At 68.0% G+C, this 14,330-nt stretch carries 23 protein-coding genes; all 23 read left to right on the plus strand.

What is annotated here, in order from left to right; genetic code table 11:
• The first annotated feature begins 115 nt into the window (after positions 1 to 115).
• The 23 genes from ACFHW1_RS00935 (at position 116) to rplR (ending at position 14,328) form a co-directional block, all read left to right on the plus strand.
• On the plus strand, positions 116 to 490 hold the full coding sequence (locus ACFHW1_RS00935) for a hypothetical protein (RefSeq protein ID WP_416551406.1): 375 nt from the start codon (positions 116 to 118) through the stop codon (positions 488 to 490).
• Between the two features lie 483 nt (positions 491 to 973).
• The gene (gene rpsL, locus ACFHW1_RS00940; protein WP_123606153.1) at positions 974 to 1,348 is read left to right on the plus strand and encodes a 30S ribosomal protein S12; all 375 of its coding nucleotides are present in this window, start codon (positions 974 to 976) and stop codon (positions 1,346 to 1,348) included.
• 1 nt (position 1,349) lies between these two features.
• Entirely contained in the window at positions 1,350 to 1,820 is a 471-nt protein-coding gene (gene rpsG / locus ACFHW1_RS00945; protein ID WP_278112081.1) for a 30S ribosomal protein S7, read from the plus strand.
• Between the two features lie 67 nt (positions 1,821 to 1,887).
• Positions 1,888 to 3,984 carry an elongation factor G gene (gene fusA / locus ACFHW1_RS00950; protein WP_416551273.1) on the plus strand — a complete coding sequence of 699 codons (2,097 nt, stop codon included), beginning with the start codon at positions 1,888 to 1,890 and terminating at the stop codon, positions 3,982 to 3,984.
• Positions 3,985 to 4,171: 187 nt separating this feature from the next.
• Entirely contained in the window at positions 4,172 to 5,365 is a 1,194-nt protein-coding gene (tuf, locus tag ACFHW1_RS00955) for an elongation factor Tu (protein WP_281551894.1), read from the plus strand.
• Between the two features lie 408 nt (positions 5,366 to 5,773).
• Positions 5,774 to 6,082, plus strand: coding sequence for a 30S ribosomal protein S10 (rpsJ, locus tag ACFHW1_RS00960; protein ID WP_007073037.1), 309 nt, complete (start codon positions 5,774 to 5,776; stop codon positions 6,080 to 6,082).
• A 10-nt stretch (positions 6,083 to 6,092) separates the two neighbouring features.
• The gene (gene rplC / locus ACFHW1_RS00965; protein WP_278173677.1) at positions 6,093 to 6,758 is read left to right on the plus strand and encodes a 50S ribosomal protein L3; all 666 of its coding nucleotides are present in this window, start codon (positions 6,093 to 6,095) and stop codon (positions 6,756 to 6,758) included.
• A complete protein-coding gene (gene rplD, locus ACFHW1_RS00970) occupies positions 6,755 to 7,414 on the plus strand; it encodes a 50S ribosomal protein L4 (RefSeq protein ID WP_416551274.1) in 660 nt (219 codons plus the stop codon). The genes rplC and rplD overlap by 4 nt, the downstream gene beginning before the upstream one ends.
• Positions 7,411 to 7,713 carry a 50S ribosomal protein L23 gene (gene rplW, locus ACFHW1_RS00975; protein ID WP_416551275.1) on the plus strand — a complete coding sequence of 101 codons (303 nt, stop codon included), beginning with the start codon at positions 7,411 to 7,413 and terminating at the stop codon, positions 7,711 to 7,713. Before rplD ends, rplW begins: the two co-directional genes overlap by 4 nt.
• Before the next feature lie 12 nt (positions 7,714 to 7,725).
• Positions 7,726 to 8,565 carry a 50S ribosomal protein L2 gene (gene rplB / locus ACFHW1_RS00980; RefSeq protein ID WP_416551276.1) on the plus strand — a complete coding sequence of 280 codons (840 nt, stop codon included), beginning with the start codon at positions 7,726 to 7,728 and terminating at the stop codon, positions 8,563 to 8,565.
• 17 nt (positions 8,566 to 8,582) lie between these two features.
• Positions 8,583 to 8,864, plus strand: a complete 282-nt coding sequence (gene rpsS / locus ACFHW1_RS00985) for a 30S ribosomal protein S19 (protein WP_123606145.1) — start codon at positions 8,583 to 8,585, stop codon at positions 8,862 to 8,864.
• 37 nt (positions 8,865 to 8,901) lie between these two features.
• Positions 8,902 to 9,441: a 50S ribosomal protein L22 gene (rplV, locus tag ACFHW1_RS00990; protein WP_416551277.1), complete on the plus strand. Its 540-nt coding sequence runs from the start codon at positions 8,902 to 8,904 to the stop codon at positions 9,439 to 9,441.
• The gene (gene rpsC, locus ACFHW1_RS00995; protein ID WP_416551278.1) at positions 9,441 to 10,307 is read left to right on the plus strand and encodes a 30S ribosomal protein S3; all 867 of its coding nucleotides are present in this window, start codon (positions 9,441 to 9,443) and stop codon (positions 10,305 to 10,307) included. Before rplV ends, rpsC begins: the two co-directional genes overlap by 1 nt.
• Before the next feature lie 3 nt (positions 10,308 to 10,310).
• The gene (rplP, locus tag ACFHW1_RS01000; RefSeq protein ID WP_123606142.1) at positions 10,311 to 10,736 is read left to right on the plus strand and encodes a 50S ribosomal protein L16; all 426 of its coding nucleotides are present in this window, start codon (positions 10,311 to 10,313) and stop codon (positions 10,734 to 10,736) included.
• Complete coding sequence (rpmC, locus tag ACFHW1_RS01005; protein ID WP_416551279.1) at positions 10,736 to 10,972, plus strand: 50S ribosomal protein L29; 237 nt, start codon at positions 10,736 to 10,738, stop codon at positions 10,970 to 10,972. The genes rplP and rpmC overlap by 1 nt, the downstream gene beginning before the upstream one ends.
• Entirely contained in the window at positions 10,969 to 11,259 is a 291-nt protein-coding gene (gene rpsQ / locus ACFHW1_RS01010) for a 30S ribosomal protein S17 (RefSeq protein WP_123606140.1), read from the plus strand. The genes rpmC and rpsQ overlap by 4 nt, the downstream gene beginning before the upstream one ends.
• 131 nt (positions 11,260 to 11,390) lie before the next feature.
• Positions 11,391 to 11,759, plus strand: coding sequence for a 50S ribosomal protein L14 (gene rplN / locus ACFHW1_RS01015; protein WP_123606139.1), 369 nt, complete (start codon positions 11,391 to 11,393; stop codon positions 11,757 to 11,759).
• Positions 11,756 to 12,076 (plus strand): 50S ribosomal protein L24, encoded by a 321-nt coding sequence (gene rplX, locus ACFHW1_RS01020; protein WP_123606138.1) that lies wholly within the window; start codon positions 11,756 to 11,758, stop codon positions 12,074 to 12,076. The genes rplN and rplX overlap by 4 nt, the downstream gene beginning before the upstream one ends.
• Positions 12,076 to 12,645 (plus strand): 50S ribosomal protein L5, encoded by a 570-nt coding sequence (rplE, locus tag ACFHW1_RS01025; protein WP_278173693.1) that lies wholly within the window; start codon positions 12,076 to 12,078, stop codon positions 12,643 to 12,645. The genes rplX and rplE overlap by 1 nt, the downstream gene beginning before the upstream one ends.
• A gap of 3 nt (positions 12,646 to 12,648) precedes the next feature.
• Positions 12,649 to 12,834: a type Z 30S ribosomal protein S14 gene (locus ACFHW1_RS01030; protein WP_007465272.1), complete on the plus strand. Its 186-nt coding sequence runs from the start codon at positions 12,649 to 12,651 to the stop codon at positions 12,832 to 12,834.
• Between the two features lie 78 nt (positions 12,835 to 12,912).
• A complete protein-coding gene (gene rpsH, locus ACFHW1_RS01035; protein WP_123606136.1) occupies positions 12,913 to 13,320 on the plus strand; it encodes a 30S ribosomal protein S8 in 408 nt (135 codons plus the stop codon).
• A 17-nt stretch (positions 13,321 to 13,337) separates the two neighbouring features.
• Positions 13,338 to 13,880, plus strand: coding sequence for a 50S ribosomal protein L6 (rplF, locus tag ACFHW1_RS01040; RefSeq protein WP_416614650.1), 543 nt, complete (start codon positions 13,338 to 13,340; stop codon positions 13,878 to 13,880).
• 64 nt (positions 13,881 to 13,944) lie between these two features.
• Complete coding sequence (gene rplR, locus ACFHW1_RS01045; RefSeq protein ID WP_416551407.1) at positions 13,945 to 14,328, plus strand: 50S ribosomal protein L18; 384 nt, start codon at positions 13,945 to 13,947, stop codon at positions 14,326 to 14,328.
• The last annotated feature ends 2 nt before the right edge of the window (positions 14,329 to 14,330 follow it).

The raw sequence follows: 14,330 nt of genomic DNA on the forward strand, positions 1-14,330 counted from the left end.
GGTGACCCAGTTCCCGGGGTACGGGACCGCAGCGCCGCCGGCCGGGCCGCCCGGTGCCCGACCGGTGGCGCCGCCACCGCCGGAGGGACGGCTGTCACCACGGCGAGTGGAGCAGGTGCCCGGCACGAGTTTCGGGCTGGTGCACCTGGAGGTACCGCCGGTGGTGTCCGGCCTGGCGGTGACGTCGTTGATCGCCGGTGTCATCTCGGTGCTGGTGTCGCTCGCCGTCGGCTGCCTGGGCCTGGCCGGCGCGGACGGCGGCTGGGGTGGTTGGGCCGCCGGGGCGTTCACCCTGCTCGGCGCCGCCTTCGGAGCGGCGGCCGTCGGTCTGGGCCTGCTCGGTCTGCGCCAGGTTCGGCAGAACGCGCCGCCGCCGGCGGTACGGTTCACCGGCCGTGGTCTGGCGATCGCCGGGATCAGTAGCGGCGGGGCGGGGCTGGCGGTGACCCTGTTCGGCTTCGCCCTCGCGCTCCTGCTGGTCGCCGCCTGACAACCGCGGGAGCATCCGGTTGGTGCGCAGTACGCCGCCCGCCGGGCCGGCACCCGGGCGAACCGGTACACTTGGTGACCGGAGCGGTCCGCTGCGGCGGAGCAGACAGACGGCCGATCCGAGGTCCGGGGTTCGGGTTCGGAGATTGCGGAGCCGGGGTCAGGAGTTCGGTGTCGCCGTTTTGACCTGCGCGCGGGTGGTGGGTACTCTACCCTCTTGTGCCCGGCCTGCCCGGGCAAGTCGTGCGTGCGCCCGATCCAGACCGGCGGCCCGATCCGGGCCGATGGTCATCGAGCAGCGCAACGGCGAAGTGCAGATCCCGGTGGTTGACAGCTGACGGCCGGGACCGTGTGCGGGCGACACGCCCGACCGCGGGTGCCGGGGCCCTGGTGGGTGGCCGGTCGGAGTGTAGGAGAGTCGGCCTGCGGGGCGGCTGAGGAAGAGTGCGGCCGCCCGTGCGGCCGGAGGGAGCAAAGGAACCCGGTGCCAACGATCCAGCAGCTGGTCCGTAAGGGCCGCCAGGACAAGACGAGCAAGACCAAGACGCCGGCGCTCAAGGGCAGCCCGCAGCGTCGTGGCGTGTGCACCCGTGTGTACACCACCACCCCCAAGAAGCCGAACTCCGCGCTGCGCAAGGTCGCTCGGGTGAAGCTGAGCAGCCAGATCGAGGTGACCGCCTACATCCCCGGCGTCGGCCACAACCTGCAGGAGCACTCCATCGTGCTGGTGCGCGGCGGCCGGGTGAAGGACCTTCCGGGCGTCCGCTACAAGATCGTCCGCGGTTCGCTGGACACCCAGGGTGTCCGCAACCGCAAGCAGGCTCGCAGCCGCTACGGCGCGAAGAAGGAGAAGAGCTGAGATGCCGCGTAAGGGCCCTGCTCCGCGTCGCCCCCTGGTCGCGGACCCGGTGTACAACTCCCCGCTGGTGACCCAGCTGGTCAACAAGATCCTGCTGCGAGGCAAGCGTCAGCTCGCCGAGCGGATCGTCTACGGCGCCCTGGAGGGTTGCCGGGAGAAGTCCGGCACCGATCCGGTCGTCACCCTCAAGCGCGCCATGGACAACGTGAAGCCGACCCTGGAGGTCCGCAGCCGTCGGGTCGGCGGCGCGACGTACCAGGTTCCGGTCGAGGTGCGCCCGTCCCGGGCGACCACCCTCGGGCTGCGCTGGCTCGTCCAGTACTCCAAGGCCCGCCGGGAGAAGACGATGATCGAGCGGCTGATGAACGAGCTGCTGGACGCGAGCAACGGTCTCGGCGCGGCGGTCAAGCGTCGCGAGGACACCCACAAGATGGCGGAGTCCAACAAGGCCTTCGCTCACTACCGCTGGTAAGCCGCTGTCATGCCCGCCGGCATAGCCGCGCAGACACAGTCGACGACGAGACGAAGTAGGGATTGAAGTGGCCGCCGTAGACGCGCTCGCCAAGGTACGCAACATCGGCATCATGGCGCACATCGATGCCGGTAAGACCACGACCACTGAGCGGATCCTGTTCTACACCGGTATCACGTACAAGATCGGTGAAGTCCACGAGGGCGCTGCCGTCATGGACTGGATGGAGCAGGAGCAGGAGCGGGGCATCACCATCACCTCCGCCGCCACCAAGTGCGAGTGGAAGGGCCACACGATCCAGATCATCGACACACCGGGCCACGTCGACTTCACGGTTGAGGTCGAGCGGTCGTTGCGGGTGCTCGATGGGGCGGTCGCGGTCTACGACGGCGTGGCCGGTGTGGAGCCGCAGACCGAGAACGTGTGGCGGCAGGCGGACAAGTACAAGGTCCCCCGGATGTGCTTCGTCAACAAGCTCGACCGGACCGGGGCCGACTTCTTCCGCTGCGTGCAGATGATGGTGGACCGACTCAACGCCACCCCGCTGGTGCTGCAGATCCCGATCGGCCTCGAAAGCGGTCACATCGGTGTCGTCGACCTGGTCGAGATGCGGGCGCTGACCTGGCGTGGTGAGACGATGAAGGGCGAGGACTACGCGGTCGAGGAGATCCCGGCCGACCTCGCCGACTCGGCCGCCGAGTGGCGGGAGAAGCTGCTGGAGACCCTCGCCGACGTGGACGACTCCATCATGGAGAAGTACCTCGAGGGTGAGGAGTTGTCGGTCGAGGAGGTCAAGGCGGCGATCCGCCGGGCCACCCTCGCCGACAAGGGCAACCCGGTGCTGTGTGGTTCGGCGTTCAAGAACAAGGGCGTTCAGCCGATGCTGGACGCGGTGGTCGAGTACTTGCCGTCGCCGCTCGACGTGCCGGCGATCGAGGGCACCGCGACGGACGGCGAGACGCCGATGCTGCGGAAGCCGTCAACGACGGAGCCGTTCTCCGGCCTGGCGTTCAAGATCCAGACCGACCGGCACCTCGGCAAGCTGACCTATGTACGGGTCTACTCCGGCTCGCTGGACTCCGGGTCCCAGGTGATCAACTCCACCAAGGATCGCAAGGAGCGGATCGGCAAGATCTACCAGATGCACGCGAACAAGCGTGAGGAGCGGGCGACGGCGGTCGCCGGCGACATCATCGCCGTCCAGGGCCTGAAGCAGACCACCACCGGCGACACCCTGTCCGACCCGGCGAACCCGGTCATCCTGGAGTCGATGACGTTCCCGGAGCCGGTCATCGAGGTGGCGATCGAGCCCAAGACAAAGGCCGACCAGGAGAAGCTCTTCACCGCTATCCAGCGGTTGGCCGAGGAGGACCCGACCTTCCGCGTCAAGAACGACGAGGAGACCGGGCAGACGGTCATCGCCGGCATGGGCGAGCTGCACCTGGACATTCTGGTCGACCGGATGCGCCGCGAGTTCAACGTCGAGGCCAACATTGGTAAGCCGCAGGTGGCGTACCGGGAGACCATCCGCCGGAAGGTGGAAAAGGTTGAGTACACCCACAAGAAGCAGACCGGTGGGTCCGGCCAGTACGCCCGGGTGATCATCAGTCTGGAGCCGCTGCCGCTGGACAACGAGGCGCCGACCTACGAGTTCGCCAACGCGGTGACCGGTGGTCGGGTGCCGCGGGAGTTCATCCCGTCGGTCGACGCCGGTGCCCAGGACGCCATGCAGTACGGCATCCTCGCCGGCTTCCCGCTGGTCGGGGTCAAGCTGACCTTGGTCGACGGGCAGTACCACGAGGTGGACTCGTCCGAGATGGCGTTCAAGATCGCTGGTTCGATGGCGCTCAAGGAGGCCGCCCGTCGGGCGGATCCCGCGCTGCTCGAACCGATGATGGCCGTTGAGGTCACCTCTCCAGAGGAGAACATGGGTGACGTCATCGGCGACCTTAACTCCCGGCGTGGCATCATCCAGGCGATGGAGGAGCGCGGCGGAGCCCGCGTCGTCCGTGCCCTGGTGCCACTGTCGGAGATGTTCGGCTACGTCGGCGACCTGCGGTCGAAGACCCAGGGCCGGGCGAGCTACAGCATGCAGTTCGACTCCTACGCCGAAGTGCCGCAGAGCGTGGCGAAGGAGATCATCGCGAAGGCGACGGGCGAGTAACGGGTCGGGGAGTTGACCCTCCCCGGCCCGTCTCGGGCGAATTGCATACCGGGCCTGAAGGCGTGACCGCCGCAAGACCCGAGCACTTCCCGGTCGCCGACATTGGACCGGAAAGGCTGTCGACAGAGTCCTAAGCGCCGAACGGCGCGCCGGGCGTACGAACCAAGAAGTCCACAGGAGGACACCAGTGGCGAAGGCGAAGTTCGAGCGGACTAAGCCGCACGTCAACATCGGCACCATTGGTCACATCGACCACGGTAAGACGACGCTGACGGCGGCCATCACCAAGGTCCTGCACGACAGGATGCCGGACCTCAACCCGTACACGCCGTTCGACGAGATCGACAAGGCGCCGGAGGAGAAGGCCCGCGGCATCACGATCTCGATCGCGCACGTCGAGTACCAGACCGAGGCGCGGCACTACGCGCACGTCGACTGCCCCGGGCACGCCGACTACATCAAGAACATGATCACCGGTGCCGCGCAGATGGACGGCGCGATCCTGGTGGTCGCGGCGACCGACGGCCCGATGCCGCAGACCCGCGAGCACGTGCTGCTGGCCCGTCAGGTCGGCGTCCCGTACATCGTCGTGGCGCTCAACAAGAGCGACATGGTCGACGACGAGGAGCTGCTCGAGCTGGTCGAGCTTGAGGTCCGTGAGCTGCTGTCGGCCCAGGAGTACCCGGGTGACGACCTGCCGGTGGTTCGGGTCTCCGCGCTGAAGGCGCTGGAGGGCGACGAAGAGTGGTCCGACAAGCTCATGGAGCTGATGAACGCGGTCGACACCGCGATTCCGCAGCCCGAGCGGGAGACCGAGAAGCCGTTCCTGATGCCGATCGAGGACGTCTTCACGATCACCGGTCGGGGCACCGTGGTGACCGGTCGCGCCGAGCGTGGCGTGCTCAAGCCGAACGAGGAGGTGGAAATCGTCGGCATCCGTGAGAAGTCGATGAAGACCACCTGCACCGGTATCGAAATGTTCCGCAAGCTGCTCGACGAGGCGCGGGCCGGTGAGAACGTCGGTCTGCTGCTGCGTGGTATCAAGCGCGAGGACGTCGAGCGCGGCATGGTGGTCATCAAGCCGGGTACCACCACCCCGCACACGGAGTTCGAGGCGACGGTTTACATCCTCTCCAAGGAGGAGGGCGGCCGGCACACCCCGTTCTTCCAGAACTACCGTCCGCAGTTCTACTTCCGGACCACCGACGTGACCGGTGTGGTCACGCTGCCGGAGGGCACCGAGATGGTCATGCCCGGTGACAACACCTCGATGAGCGTGAAGCTGATTCAGCCGATCGCCATGGAGGAGAACCTGAAGTTCGCGATCCGGGAGGGTGGCCGCACCGTCGGCGCCGGCCGGGTCACCAAGATCATCAAGTGAACTGGTAACCCGATTGGCCATGCCGTGCCTCGGTACGGCATACTAGTCAGGTTGCGTCCGCGTAGGGTGGCTGGCTGCCCGGCAGCCAGCCACCCTCGCACGGCGTCCGGGGCAGATTTGCCGCGGCACCCGCACTGATCGGCAGCGTACGGCTTTCGCCGTTTCGTCGACCGGGGTGGTGATGCCGCCGGCCTGGCCCGGTGCCCAAGACCTCAGCGGTGGGGATCGTCTCCGCGTGGGGCCAGATCGCTCCGGAGTCCCGGGGTGGAGCCTGGTCAGCGGTTGCGACACGCCCGACCGCGGGGGTCGGACACCGAAATGAAACGGCAGCGCCGGGGTCCGACCGGCGGCATCCGCTCCGGCGAGCGGGCTCCATTGCGGGCGGAGAGAGAAGGAACAGAAGCCACCATGGCGGGACAAAAGATCCGCATCCGGCTCAAGGCCTATGACCACGAGGTCGTGGACTCCTCGGCGCGGAAGATCGTCGAGACGGTGACGCGCACCGGCGCTCAGGTCGCAGGCCCGGTGCCGCTGCCCACTGAGATCAACCGTTTCTGCGTCATCCGTTCGCCGCACAAGTACAAGGACTCGCGCGAGCACTTCGAGATGCGCACGCACAAGCGTCTGATCGACATCATCGACCCGACTCCGAAGACGGTCGATTCGCTGATGCGCCTCGACCTGCCGGCTGGCGTCGACATCGAGATCAAGCTGTAGGGACCGGACAATGGACAGGCAAGTGAAGGGCATCCTGGGCGCCAAGCTCGGCATGACCCAGGTCTGGGACAACAACCGGGTCGTCCCGGTGACAGTGGTGCAGGCCGGCCCGTGCGTGGTGACCCAGGTGCGGACCGCCGACAAGGACGGTTACTCCGCGGTCCAGCTCGCGTTCGGCGCGGTCGACCCGCGCAAGGTGAACAAGCCGGAATCCGGGCACTTCGCCAAGTCCGGCGTGGCGCCGCGGCGGCACCTGGTCGAGCTGCGCACCACGGACGCCAGCGAGTACGAGCTGGGCCAGGAAATCACCGTCGAGACCTTCGAGCCGGGTGCCCGGGTCGACGTCACCGGCCGGACCAAGGGCAAGGGCTTCGCCGGTGTCATGAAGCGGCACGGCTTCCACGGCCTGCGGGCCAGCCACGGTGTCGAGCGCAAGCACCGCTCGCCCGGTTCGATCGGCGCCTGCGCTACCCCGGGTCGCGTCTTCAAGGGCGTCAAGATGGCCGGTCGCATGGGCAGCGTGCGCTACACCGTGCAGAACCTCACTGTGCAGGCGGTCGACCCGGAGAGCAACCTGCTGCTCGTCAAGGGCGCGATCCCGGGCCCGGCGGGCGCGCTGATCCTGGTCCGCAGCGCGGCGAAGGCGCAGGCGAAGAAGGGCGGTGCCGCCAAATGACCACCGTTGACGTGATCAACCCCGAGGGTGCCAAGAGCGGCACCGTCGACCTGCCGGGCGAGGTCTTCGACGTACAGGCCAACATCGCCCTGATGCACCAGGTCGTGGTCGCCCAGCTCGCCGCCGCGCGGCAGGGCACCCACAAGACCAAGACCCGCGGCGAGGTCGCCGGCGGCGGCAAGAAGCCGTACAAGCAGAAGGGCACCGGCCGGGCCCGGCAGGGCTCGATCCGCGCGCCGCAGTTCGCCGGCGGTGGCGTGGTGCACGGCCCGGTGCCGCGTGACTACAGCCAGCGGACCCCCAAGAAGATGAAGGTCGCCGCGCTGCGCGGTGCCCTCTCCGACCGGGCGCGGTCCGGGCAACTGCACGTCGTGGAGGCGTTCGTCACCGGCGAGCAGCCGTCGACCAAGAGCGCCCTGGCCACGCTGCGCAAGGTCAGCTCCGCCACGCGGGTGCTGGTCGTGCTGAGCGCGACCGACGAGCTCAACTGGCTGTCGCTGCGCAACCTGCGCAACAGCACGCCGTTGGTGCACCTCATCGAGGTGGGTCAGCTCAACACGTACGACGTGCTGGTCGCCGACGACGTGGTCTTCACCAAGGGAGCTCTCGACGAGTTCCTCGGTGTTCCGGCGCAGACCGAGGAGGGCGACAAGTGAGCACGATTGCCGACCCGCGCGACATCATCGTGGCGCCGGTGGTCTCGGAGAAGAGCTACGCCGAGCTCAACCGGAACTGGTACACGTTCCTGGTCAACCCGGACGCCAACAAGACCCAGATCAAGATCGCGATCCAGCAGATCTTCGACGTCCGCGTGCTGACCGTGAACACGCTCAACCGCGAAGGCAAGCGCAAGCGCACCCGTACCGGCTTCGGTCAGCGCAAGGCGACCAAGCGGGCGATGGTGAAGCTGGCCGACGGTGACCGTATCGAGGCCTTCGGCGGCCCGGTCAGCTGAGGGGTGTAGACAATGCCAATCCGTAAGTACAAGCCGACGACGCCGGGCCGCCGTGGTTCGTCCGTCGCCGACTTCGTCGAGATCACCCGGTCCACACCGGAGAAGTCGCTGCTGGTGCCGCTGCCCAAGAAGGGCGGTCGGAACACGCACGGCCGGATCACCGCCCGGCACCACGGCGGTGGCCACAAGCGCCAGTACCGGCTGATCGACTTCAAGCGGGTCGACAAGGACGGCGTACCGGCGAAGGTCGCGCACATCGAGTACGACCCGAACCGGACCGCTCGGATCGCGCTGCTGCACTACGCCGACGGTGAGAAGCGCTACATCATCGCGCCGAAGGACCTGAAGCAGGGCGACACCGTCGAGTCCGGTCCCGGCGCCGACATCAAGCCCGGCAACAACCTGGCGCTGCGCAACATCCCGGTCGGTTCCACCATCCACGGTGTGGAGCTGCGGCCGGGTGGCGGCGCCAAGCTGGCCCGCTCGGCCGGCACCGGCATCCAGCTGCTCGGCCGGGAGGGCGCCTACGCGACGCTGCGGATGCCCTCCGGCGAGATCCGCCGGGTCGACGTGCGCTGCCGGGCCACCATCGGCGAGATCGGCAACGCCGACCAGTCAAACATCAACTGGGGCAAGGCGGGCCGCATGCGGTGGAAGGGCAAGCGCCCGACTGTCCGTGGCGTCGCGATGAACCCGGTCGACCACCCGCACGGTGGTGGTGAGGGCAAGACCTCCGGTGGTCGCCACCCGGTGAACCCGAAGGGCAAGCCGGAGGGCCGGACCCGTCGTAAGGGCCAGCCGAGTGACCGGCTGATCGTCCGCCGCCGCTACGCCACCCGCAAGCGCGGCTAGAAGGAGTCTGGTAGCACATGCCTCGCAGCCTGAAGAAGGGCCCGTTCGTCGACGACCACCTGATGAAGAAGGTGGAGACGCAGAACGACAAGGGCTCGAAGAACGTCATCAAGACCTGGTCGCGGCGCTCGACGATCACCCCGGAGATGCTCGGGCACACGATCGCCGTGCACGACGGGCGCAAGCACGTCCCGGTGTTCATCACCGAGTCGATGGTCGGGCACAAGCTCGGCGAGTTTGCCCTGACCCGCACCTTCAAGGGTCATGAGAAGGACGACCGCAAGAGCCGTCGGCGCTGAGTCGCGGGCACGGATAGAGGATCAAGGGGTTACAGCGATGCCAGTGAAGGGCGACGCTCCGGTGCTTCCGGGCGCGCGGGCGGTTGCGCGGTACGTGCGCATCTCGCCGATGAAGGCGCGTCGGGTGGTCGACCTCGTCCGCGGTCTGCCCGCGAAGGAGGCACTCACCGTCCTGCAGTTCGCGCCGCAGGCCGCCAGTGAGCAGGTGTACAAGGTGCTGGCCAGCGCGATCGCCAACGCCGAGAACAACGAGCAGCTGGACCCCGACGCGCTGCTGGTCAGCGAGGCGTTCGTGGACGAGGGTCCGACGCTGAAGCGGTACCGGCCACGGGCGCAGGGCCGGGCGTACCGGATCCGTAAGCGGACCTGCCACATCACCATCGCGGTGGAGGCCGTCGTCGCGGCGAAGCCGACGCGGCGCGCGGCCAAGGCCCAGCCGGCGAAGGCCGCGAAGAAGGCCCAGCCGACCGACGCGCAGCCGGCGGCCGTGGAGCAGACCGAGAGCACGGCGCAGGGCGGCACGACCGCGAACGAGCCGGCCGGCGGCAAGCAGAGCAGCACGGAGGGTGCCGAGTAATGGGTCAGAAAGTTCACCCGCACGGGTTCCGGCTCGGCATCTCGACCGACTGGAAGTCGCGCTGGTACGCGGACAAGCTGTACAAGGACTACATCGCCGAGGACGTCAAGATTCGCCGGATGATGTCCAGCGGTCTCGAGCGGGCCGGCATCTCCAAGGTGGACATCGAGCGGACCCGTGACCGGGTCCGGGTCGACATCCACACCGCCCGCCCGGGCATTGTCATCGGCCGCAAAGGCGCCGAGGCGGACCGGATCCGGGGCAAGCTGGAAAAGCTCACCGGCAAGCAGGTGCAGCTGAACATCCTCGAGGTGAAGAGCCCCGAGTCGGACGCACAGTTGGTCGCGCAGGGCGTCGCCGAGCAGCTGGCCAGCCGGGTCAGCTTCCGGCGGGCGATGCGTAAGGCCATGCAGTCGGCGATGAAGAACCCGATTGTCAAGGGTATCCGGGTGCAGGTCTCCGGCCGGCTCGGCGGTGCGGAGATGAGCCGTACCGAGTTCTACCGCGAGGGTCGGGTGCCGCTGCACACGCTGCGGGCCAACATCGAGTACGGCTTCTTCGAGGCCCGGACCACCTTTGGCCGCATCGGCGTCAAGGTGTGGATCTACAAGGGCGACGCGGTCCCGGGGCGGGAGGCTCCGGCCGAGGCGCCCAGCCGTCCCCGCCGGGAGCGGCCGGACCGGCCCCGTCGCGGGCGTTCCGGCTCCAGCGGGACGACCGCCGGTGGCACCGAGGCCGGCCGAGCGGCCGCCGCGGGGATTTCCGGTGGCCCGTCGACCACGACCAGCAGTGCCGCGCCGGCTGATGCCGCGCCGGCCACTCCGGCCGCTTCGGCCGGAGCGGACAGCTCAGCGCAGGAGGGCTGACAGATGCTGATCCCGCGCAAGCCCCCGAAGGGCTTCCGCAAGCCGCATCACCCGAGCCGTACTGGCGCCGCCAAGGGCGGCACCCGGGTGGTGTTCGGCGAGTTCGGTATCCAGGCGCTCGAGCCGGCGTATGTGACCAACCGTCAGATCGAGTCGGCCCGTATCGCCATGACCCGCCACATCAAGCGTGGTGGCAAGGTCTGGATCACGGTCTTCCCCGACCAGGCGCTGACCAAGAAGCCGGCCGAGACCCGGATGGGGTCCGGTAAGGGCTCGCCCGAGTGGTGGGTCGCCAACATCAAGCCGGGACGGGTGCTCTTCGAGATGTCCTTCCCGAACGAGCAGATCGCGCGTGAGGCGATGCGTCGTGCGATCCACAAGCTCCCGATGAAGTGCCGCATCGTGACGCGCGAAGTGGGTGAAAGCTGATGGCAGCGGGCGTTTCGGCCGCCGAGCTGCGTGAACTCTCCGAGCAGGAGCTGGTCACGAAGCTGCGGGAGGCCAAGGCGGAGCTGTTCAACCTCCGCGTGCAGGCCGCGACCGGTCAGCTGGACAACAACCGCCGGCTGCAGGTCATTCGTCGGGAGATCGCCCGGATCTACACGATCATGCGTGAGCGTGAGTTGGGACTCTCCGCCGCGCCGACTGAGGTGGCTGCATCATGAGTGAGAACACCGCCCCCGAGCAGGGCGCAACGGTCGTCCGGGCCCGCCGCAAGGTTCGCGAAGGGCTCGTGGTCAGCGACAAGATGGAAAAGACCGTCGTCGTCGAGGTCGAGGACCGGGTCAAGCACCGGCTGTACGGCAAGGTCATGCGCCGTACCAGCAAGCTGAAGGCACACGACGAGCAGAACGCGTGCGGGGTCGGTGACCGGGTGCTGCTGATGGAGACCCGGCCGCTGTCCGCCACCAAGCGGTGGCGGGTCGTCGAGATCCTCGAGAAGGCGAAGTAGCCGGGCGACCCGTCCGCCGCCGTCGCGCGGCGTTCGGGTCGGTCGGGTCCGGATGGCAGCCCGCGCGTAGCGCGGACCAGGTTCTTCCAAGCTCCGGGTGACCGGAGGACTGGCAGACATAGGAGATAGACGTGATCCAGCAGGAGTCGCGACTGCGTGTCGCCGACAACACGGGTGCCCGGGAGATCCTGTGCATCCGGGTGCTCGGTGGCTCCGGTCGGCGCTACGCAGGCATCGGCGACGTGATCGTCGGGACGGTCAAGGACGCGATTCCCGGCGCCGGCGTGAAGAAGGGCGACGTGGTGAAGGCCGTCGTGGTCCGGACCGCGAAGGAGAAGCGGCGGCCGGACGGGTCGTACATCCGCTTCGACGAGAACGCTGCCGTCATCATCAAGGACGGTGGGGACCCGCGCGGTACCCGCATCTTCGGCCCGGTCGGGCGTGAGCTGCGGGACAAGCGGTTCATGAAGATCATTTCTTTGGCGCCGGAGGTGCTGTGACCGTGAAGGTGAAGAAGGGCGACACGGTCGTCGTCATCGCCGGTAAGGACAAGGGTGCCAAGGGCAAGGTCATCGCGGCCTACCCACGGCAGGACAAGGTCCTCGTCGAAGGCGTGAACCGGATCAAGAAGCACACCCGCATCCAGACCACCCAGCGCGGCGGGCAGACCGGTGGCATCGTCACCCAGGAAGCTCCGATCCACGTCTCGAACGTGCAGGTGCTCGACTCCGACGGCAAGCCGACCCGGGTCGGTTACCGGTTCGACGACAGCGGCCAGAAGGTGCGGATCGCGCGTAGCAACGGTAAGGACCTGTGATGACCACCGCTACCCAGACCAGGCCGGCGCCGCGCCTCAAGCAGCGGTACCGCGAGGAGACCATCGCGCAACTGCGTGAGCAGTTCCAGTACGCGAACCCGATGCAGGTTCCGGGGCTCGTCAAGATCGTCGTGAACATGGGTGTCGGCGAGGCCGCCCGGGACGCCAAGCTGATCGACGGCGCCATGCGTGACCTGGCCACCATCACCGGTCAGAAGCCGCAGGTGCGTCGGGCGACCAAGTCGATCGCGCAGTTCAAGCTCCGCGAGGGGATGCCAATCGGGGCGAAGGTCACCCTGCGCGGCGACCGGATGTGGGAGTTCCTGGACCGGCTGCTGTCCATCGCGCTGCCCCGGATCCGGGACTTCCGCGGGCTGGACGGTCGCAAGCTCGACGGCAACGGCAACTACACCTTCGGGCTCACCGAGCAGTCGGTGTTCCACGAGATCGACCAGGACCGGATCGACCGCACCCGGGGCATGGACATCACGGTGGTGACCACCGCCAAGACCGACGACGAGGGCCGGGCGCTGCTCAAGCTCCTGGGCTTCCCGTTCAAGGAGAACTGAGCTATGGCCAAGAAGGCGCTGATCATCAAGGCCGCCGCGAAGCCGAAGTTCTCGGTGCGCGCGTACACCCGCTGCCAGCGGTGCGGGCGGCCCAAGGCGGTCTACCGCAAGTTCGGCCTCTGCCGGGTCTGCATCCGGGAGATGGCGCACCGCGGTGAGCTGCCCGGCGTGTCCAAGGCTTCCTGGTAACCCCACCTTGACAGGTCTTCGCCGTAGGCCCGGTGGCACAGCCACCGGGAACCCCGGCGAGAAAGGTTGACGAGACCCATGACGATGACCGACCCGATCGCAGACATGCTGACCCGTCTGCGCAACGCCAACCAGGCGTACCACGACCGGGTGACGATGCCGTACTCGAAGGTCAAGGCGAACATCGCCGAGGTCCTCAAGGCCGAGGGTTACATCTCGACCTGGCAGGTCGAGGACCCCGCAGAGGGTGCCGTCGGCCGGCGGCTGGTGGTCGATTTGAAGTACGGCCAGAACCGGGAGCGCAGCCTCGCCGGGATCAAGCGCGTGTCCAAGCCGGGTCTGCGGGTGTACGCCAAGTCGGATGAGCTGCCCCGGGTGCTCGGCGGCCTGGGCGTGGCGATCATTTCGACGTCCCAGGGGCTGCTCACCGACCGGCAGGCCCGTAAGCGGAGCGTGGGCGGGGAAGTCCTCGCCTTCGTCTGGTAATCGGGAGACTGGTAACAATGTCGCGTATTGGACGTAAGTCGATCCCGGTGCCGGCCGGCGTCGATGTCAAGATCGATGGCCCGACCATCACGGTCAAGGGCCCCAAGGGCGAGCTGTCGCACGTCCTGCCCGAGTCGATCACCGTTGAGCGGGCCGAGGACGGTCAGCTCCAGATCAACCGGGCCAACGACGAGCGCCAGGCCAAGGAACTGCACGGGCTGAGCCGCACCCTGGTGTCGAACATGGTCATCGGGGTGACCGACGGTTACCGAAAGACCCTGGAGATCGCGGGTACGGGTTACCGGGTCACCGCCAAGGGCAAGGACCTGGAGTTCGCGCTCGGGTTCTCGCACCCGGTGCTGGTGTCGGCCCCGGAGGGGATCACCTTCACCGTGGAGCGGCCGACGCTGTTCCACGTGGCCGGGATCAGCAAGTGGCAGGTCGGTGAGGTCGCCGCCAACATTCGGAAGATCCGCCCGCCGGAGCCGTACAAGGGCAAGGGCGTGAAGTACCAGGGCGAGGTCATCCGCCGCAAGGCCGGAAAGGCCGGTAAGAAGTGAGTGCGAGGAGCGAGCTTGCGAGCCCCGCAGTCACGAACGGAGGGAAAGCACAGTGAGCGCTACGTTGCTGAAGCGTCGGGCGGGCGGCAGCGTCTCCGCGCGGCGTGCCATCGGGCGGGCGCGCCGGCACTTCCGGGTGCGCAAGAACCTCAGCGGGACCGCGCAGCGGCCGCGCCTGGTGGTCACCCGTTCCCTGAAGCACATGGTCGCCCAGATCGTCGACGACACCAAGGGCCACACCCTGGCGTCCGCGTCGACCATGGACGCGTCGCTGCGGGGTACCGCGGGTGCCAAGAGCGAACTGGCCGGCAAGGTGGGCGCGCTGCTCGCCGAGCGGGCCAAGGCGGCAGGTATCTCCAAGGTCGTGTTCGACCGTGGGGGCAACCGGTACGCGGGGCGGATCGCCGCGCTGGCCGACGCCGCCCGCGAAGCCGGACTCGAGTTCTAGCG

The organism is Micromonospora sp. LOL_014 (assembly GCF_048060245.1).
Lineage (GTDB): Bacteria > Actinomycetota > Actinomycetes > Mycobacteriales > Micromonosporaceae > Micromonospora_E.

Coding starts and splice junctions, on each gene's coding strand:
- rpsG (WP_278112081.1), top strand. CDS start 1,350: ATGCCGCGTAAGGGCCCTGCTCCGCGTCGCCCCCTGGTCGCGGACCCG.
- rpsJ (WP_007073037.1), top strand. CDS start 5,774: ATGGCGGGACAAAAGATCCGCATCCGGCTCAAGGCCTATGACCACGAG.
- rplC (WP_278173677.1), top strand. CDS start 6,093: ATGGACAGGCAAGTGAAGGGCATCCTGGGCGCCAAGCTCGGCATGACC.
- rplD (WP_416551274.1), top strand. CDS start 6,755: ATGACCACCGTTGACGTGATCAACCCCGAGGGTGCCAAGAGCGGCACC.
- rplB (WP_416551276.1), top strand. CDS start 7,726: ATGCCAATCCGTAAGTACAAGCCGACGACGCCGGGCCGCCGTGGTTCG.
- rpsS (WP_123606145.1), top strand. CDS start 8,583: ATGCCTCGCAGCCTGAAGAAGGGCCCGTTCGTCGACGACCACCTGATG.
- rplV (WP_416551277.1), top strand. CDS start 8,902: ATGCCAGTGAAGGGCGACGCTCCGGTGCTTCCGGGCGCGCGGGCGGTT.
- rpsC (WP_416551278.1), top strand. CDS start 9,441: ATGGGTCAGAAAGTTCACCCGCACGGGTTCCGGCTCGGCATCTCGACC.
- rplP (WP_123606142.1), top strand. CDS start 10,311: ATGCTGATCCCGCGCAAGCCCCCGAAGGGCTTCCGCAAGCCGCATCAC.
- rpmC (WP_416551279.1), top strand. CDS start 10,736: ATGGCAGCGGGCGTTTCGGCCGCCGAGCTGCGTGAACTCTCCGAGCAG.
- rpsQ (WP_123606140.1), top strand. CDS start 10,969: ATGAGTGAGAACACCGCCCCCGAGCAGGGCGCAACGGTCGTCCGGGCC.
- rplE (WP_278173693.1), top strand. CDS start 12,076: ATGACCACCGCTACCCAGACCAGGCCGGCGCCGCGCCTCAAGCAGCGG.
- ACFHW1_RS01030 (WP_007465272.1), top strand. CDS start 12,649: ATGGCCAAGAAGGCGCTGATCATCAAGGCCGCCGCGAAGCCGAAGTTC.
- rpsH (WP_123606136.1), top strand. CDS start 12,913: ATGACGATGACCGACCCGATCGCAGACATGCTGACCCGTCTGCGCAAC.
- rplF (WP_416614650.1), top strand. CDS start 13,338: ATGTCGCGTATTGGACGTAAGTCGATCCCGGTGCCGGCCGGCGTCGAT.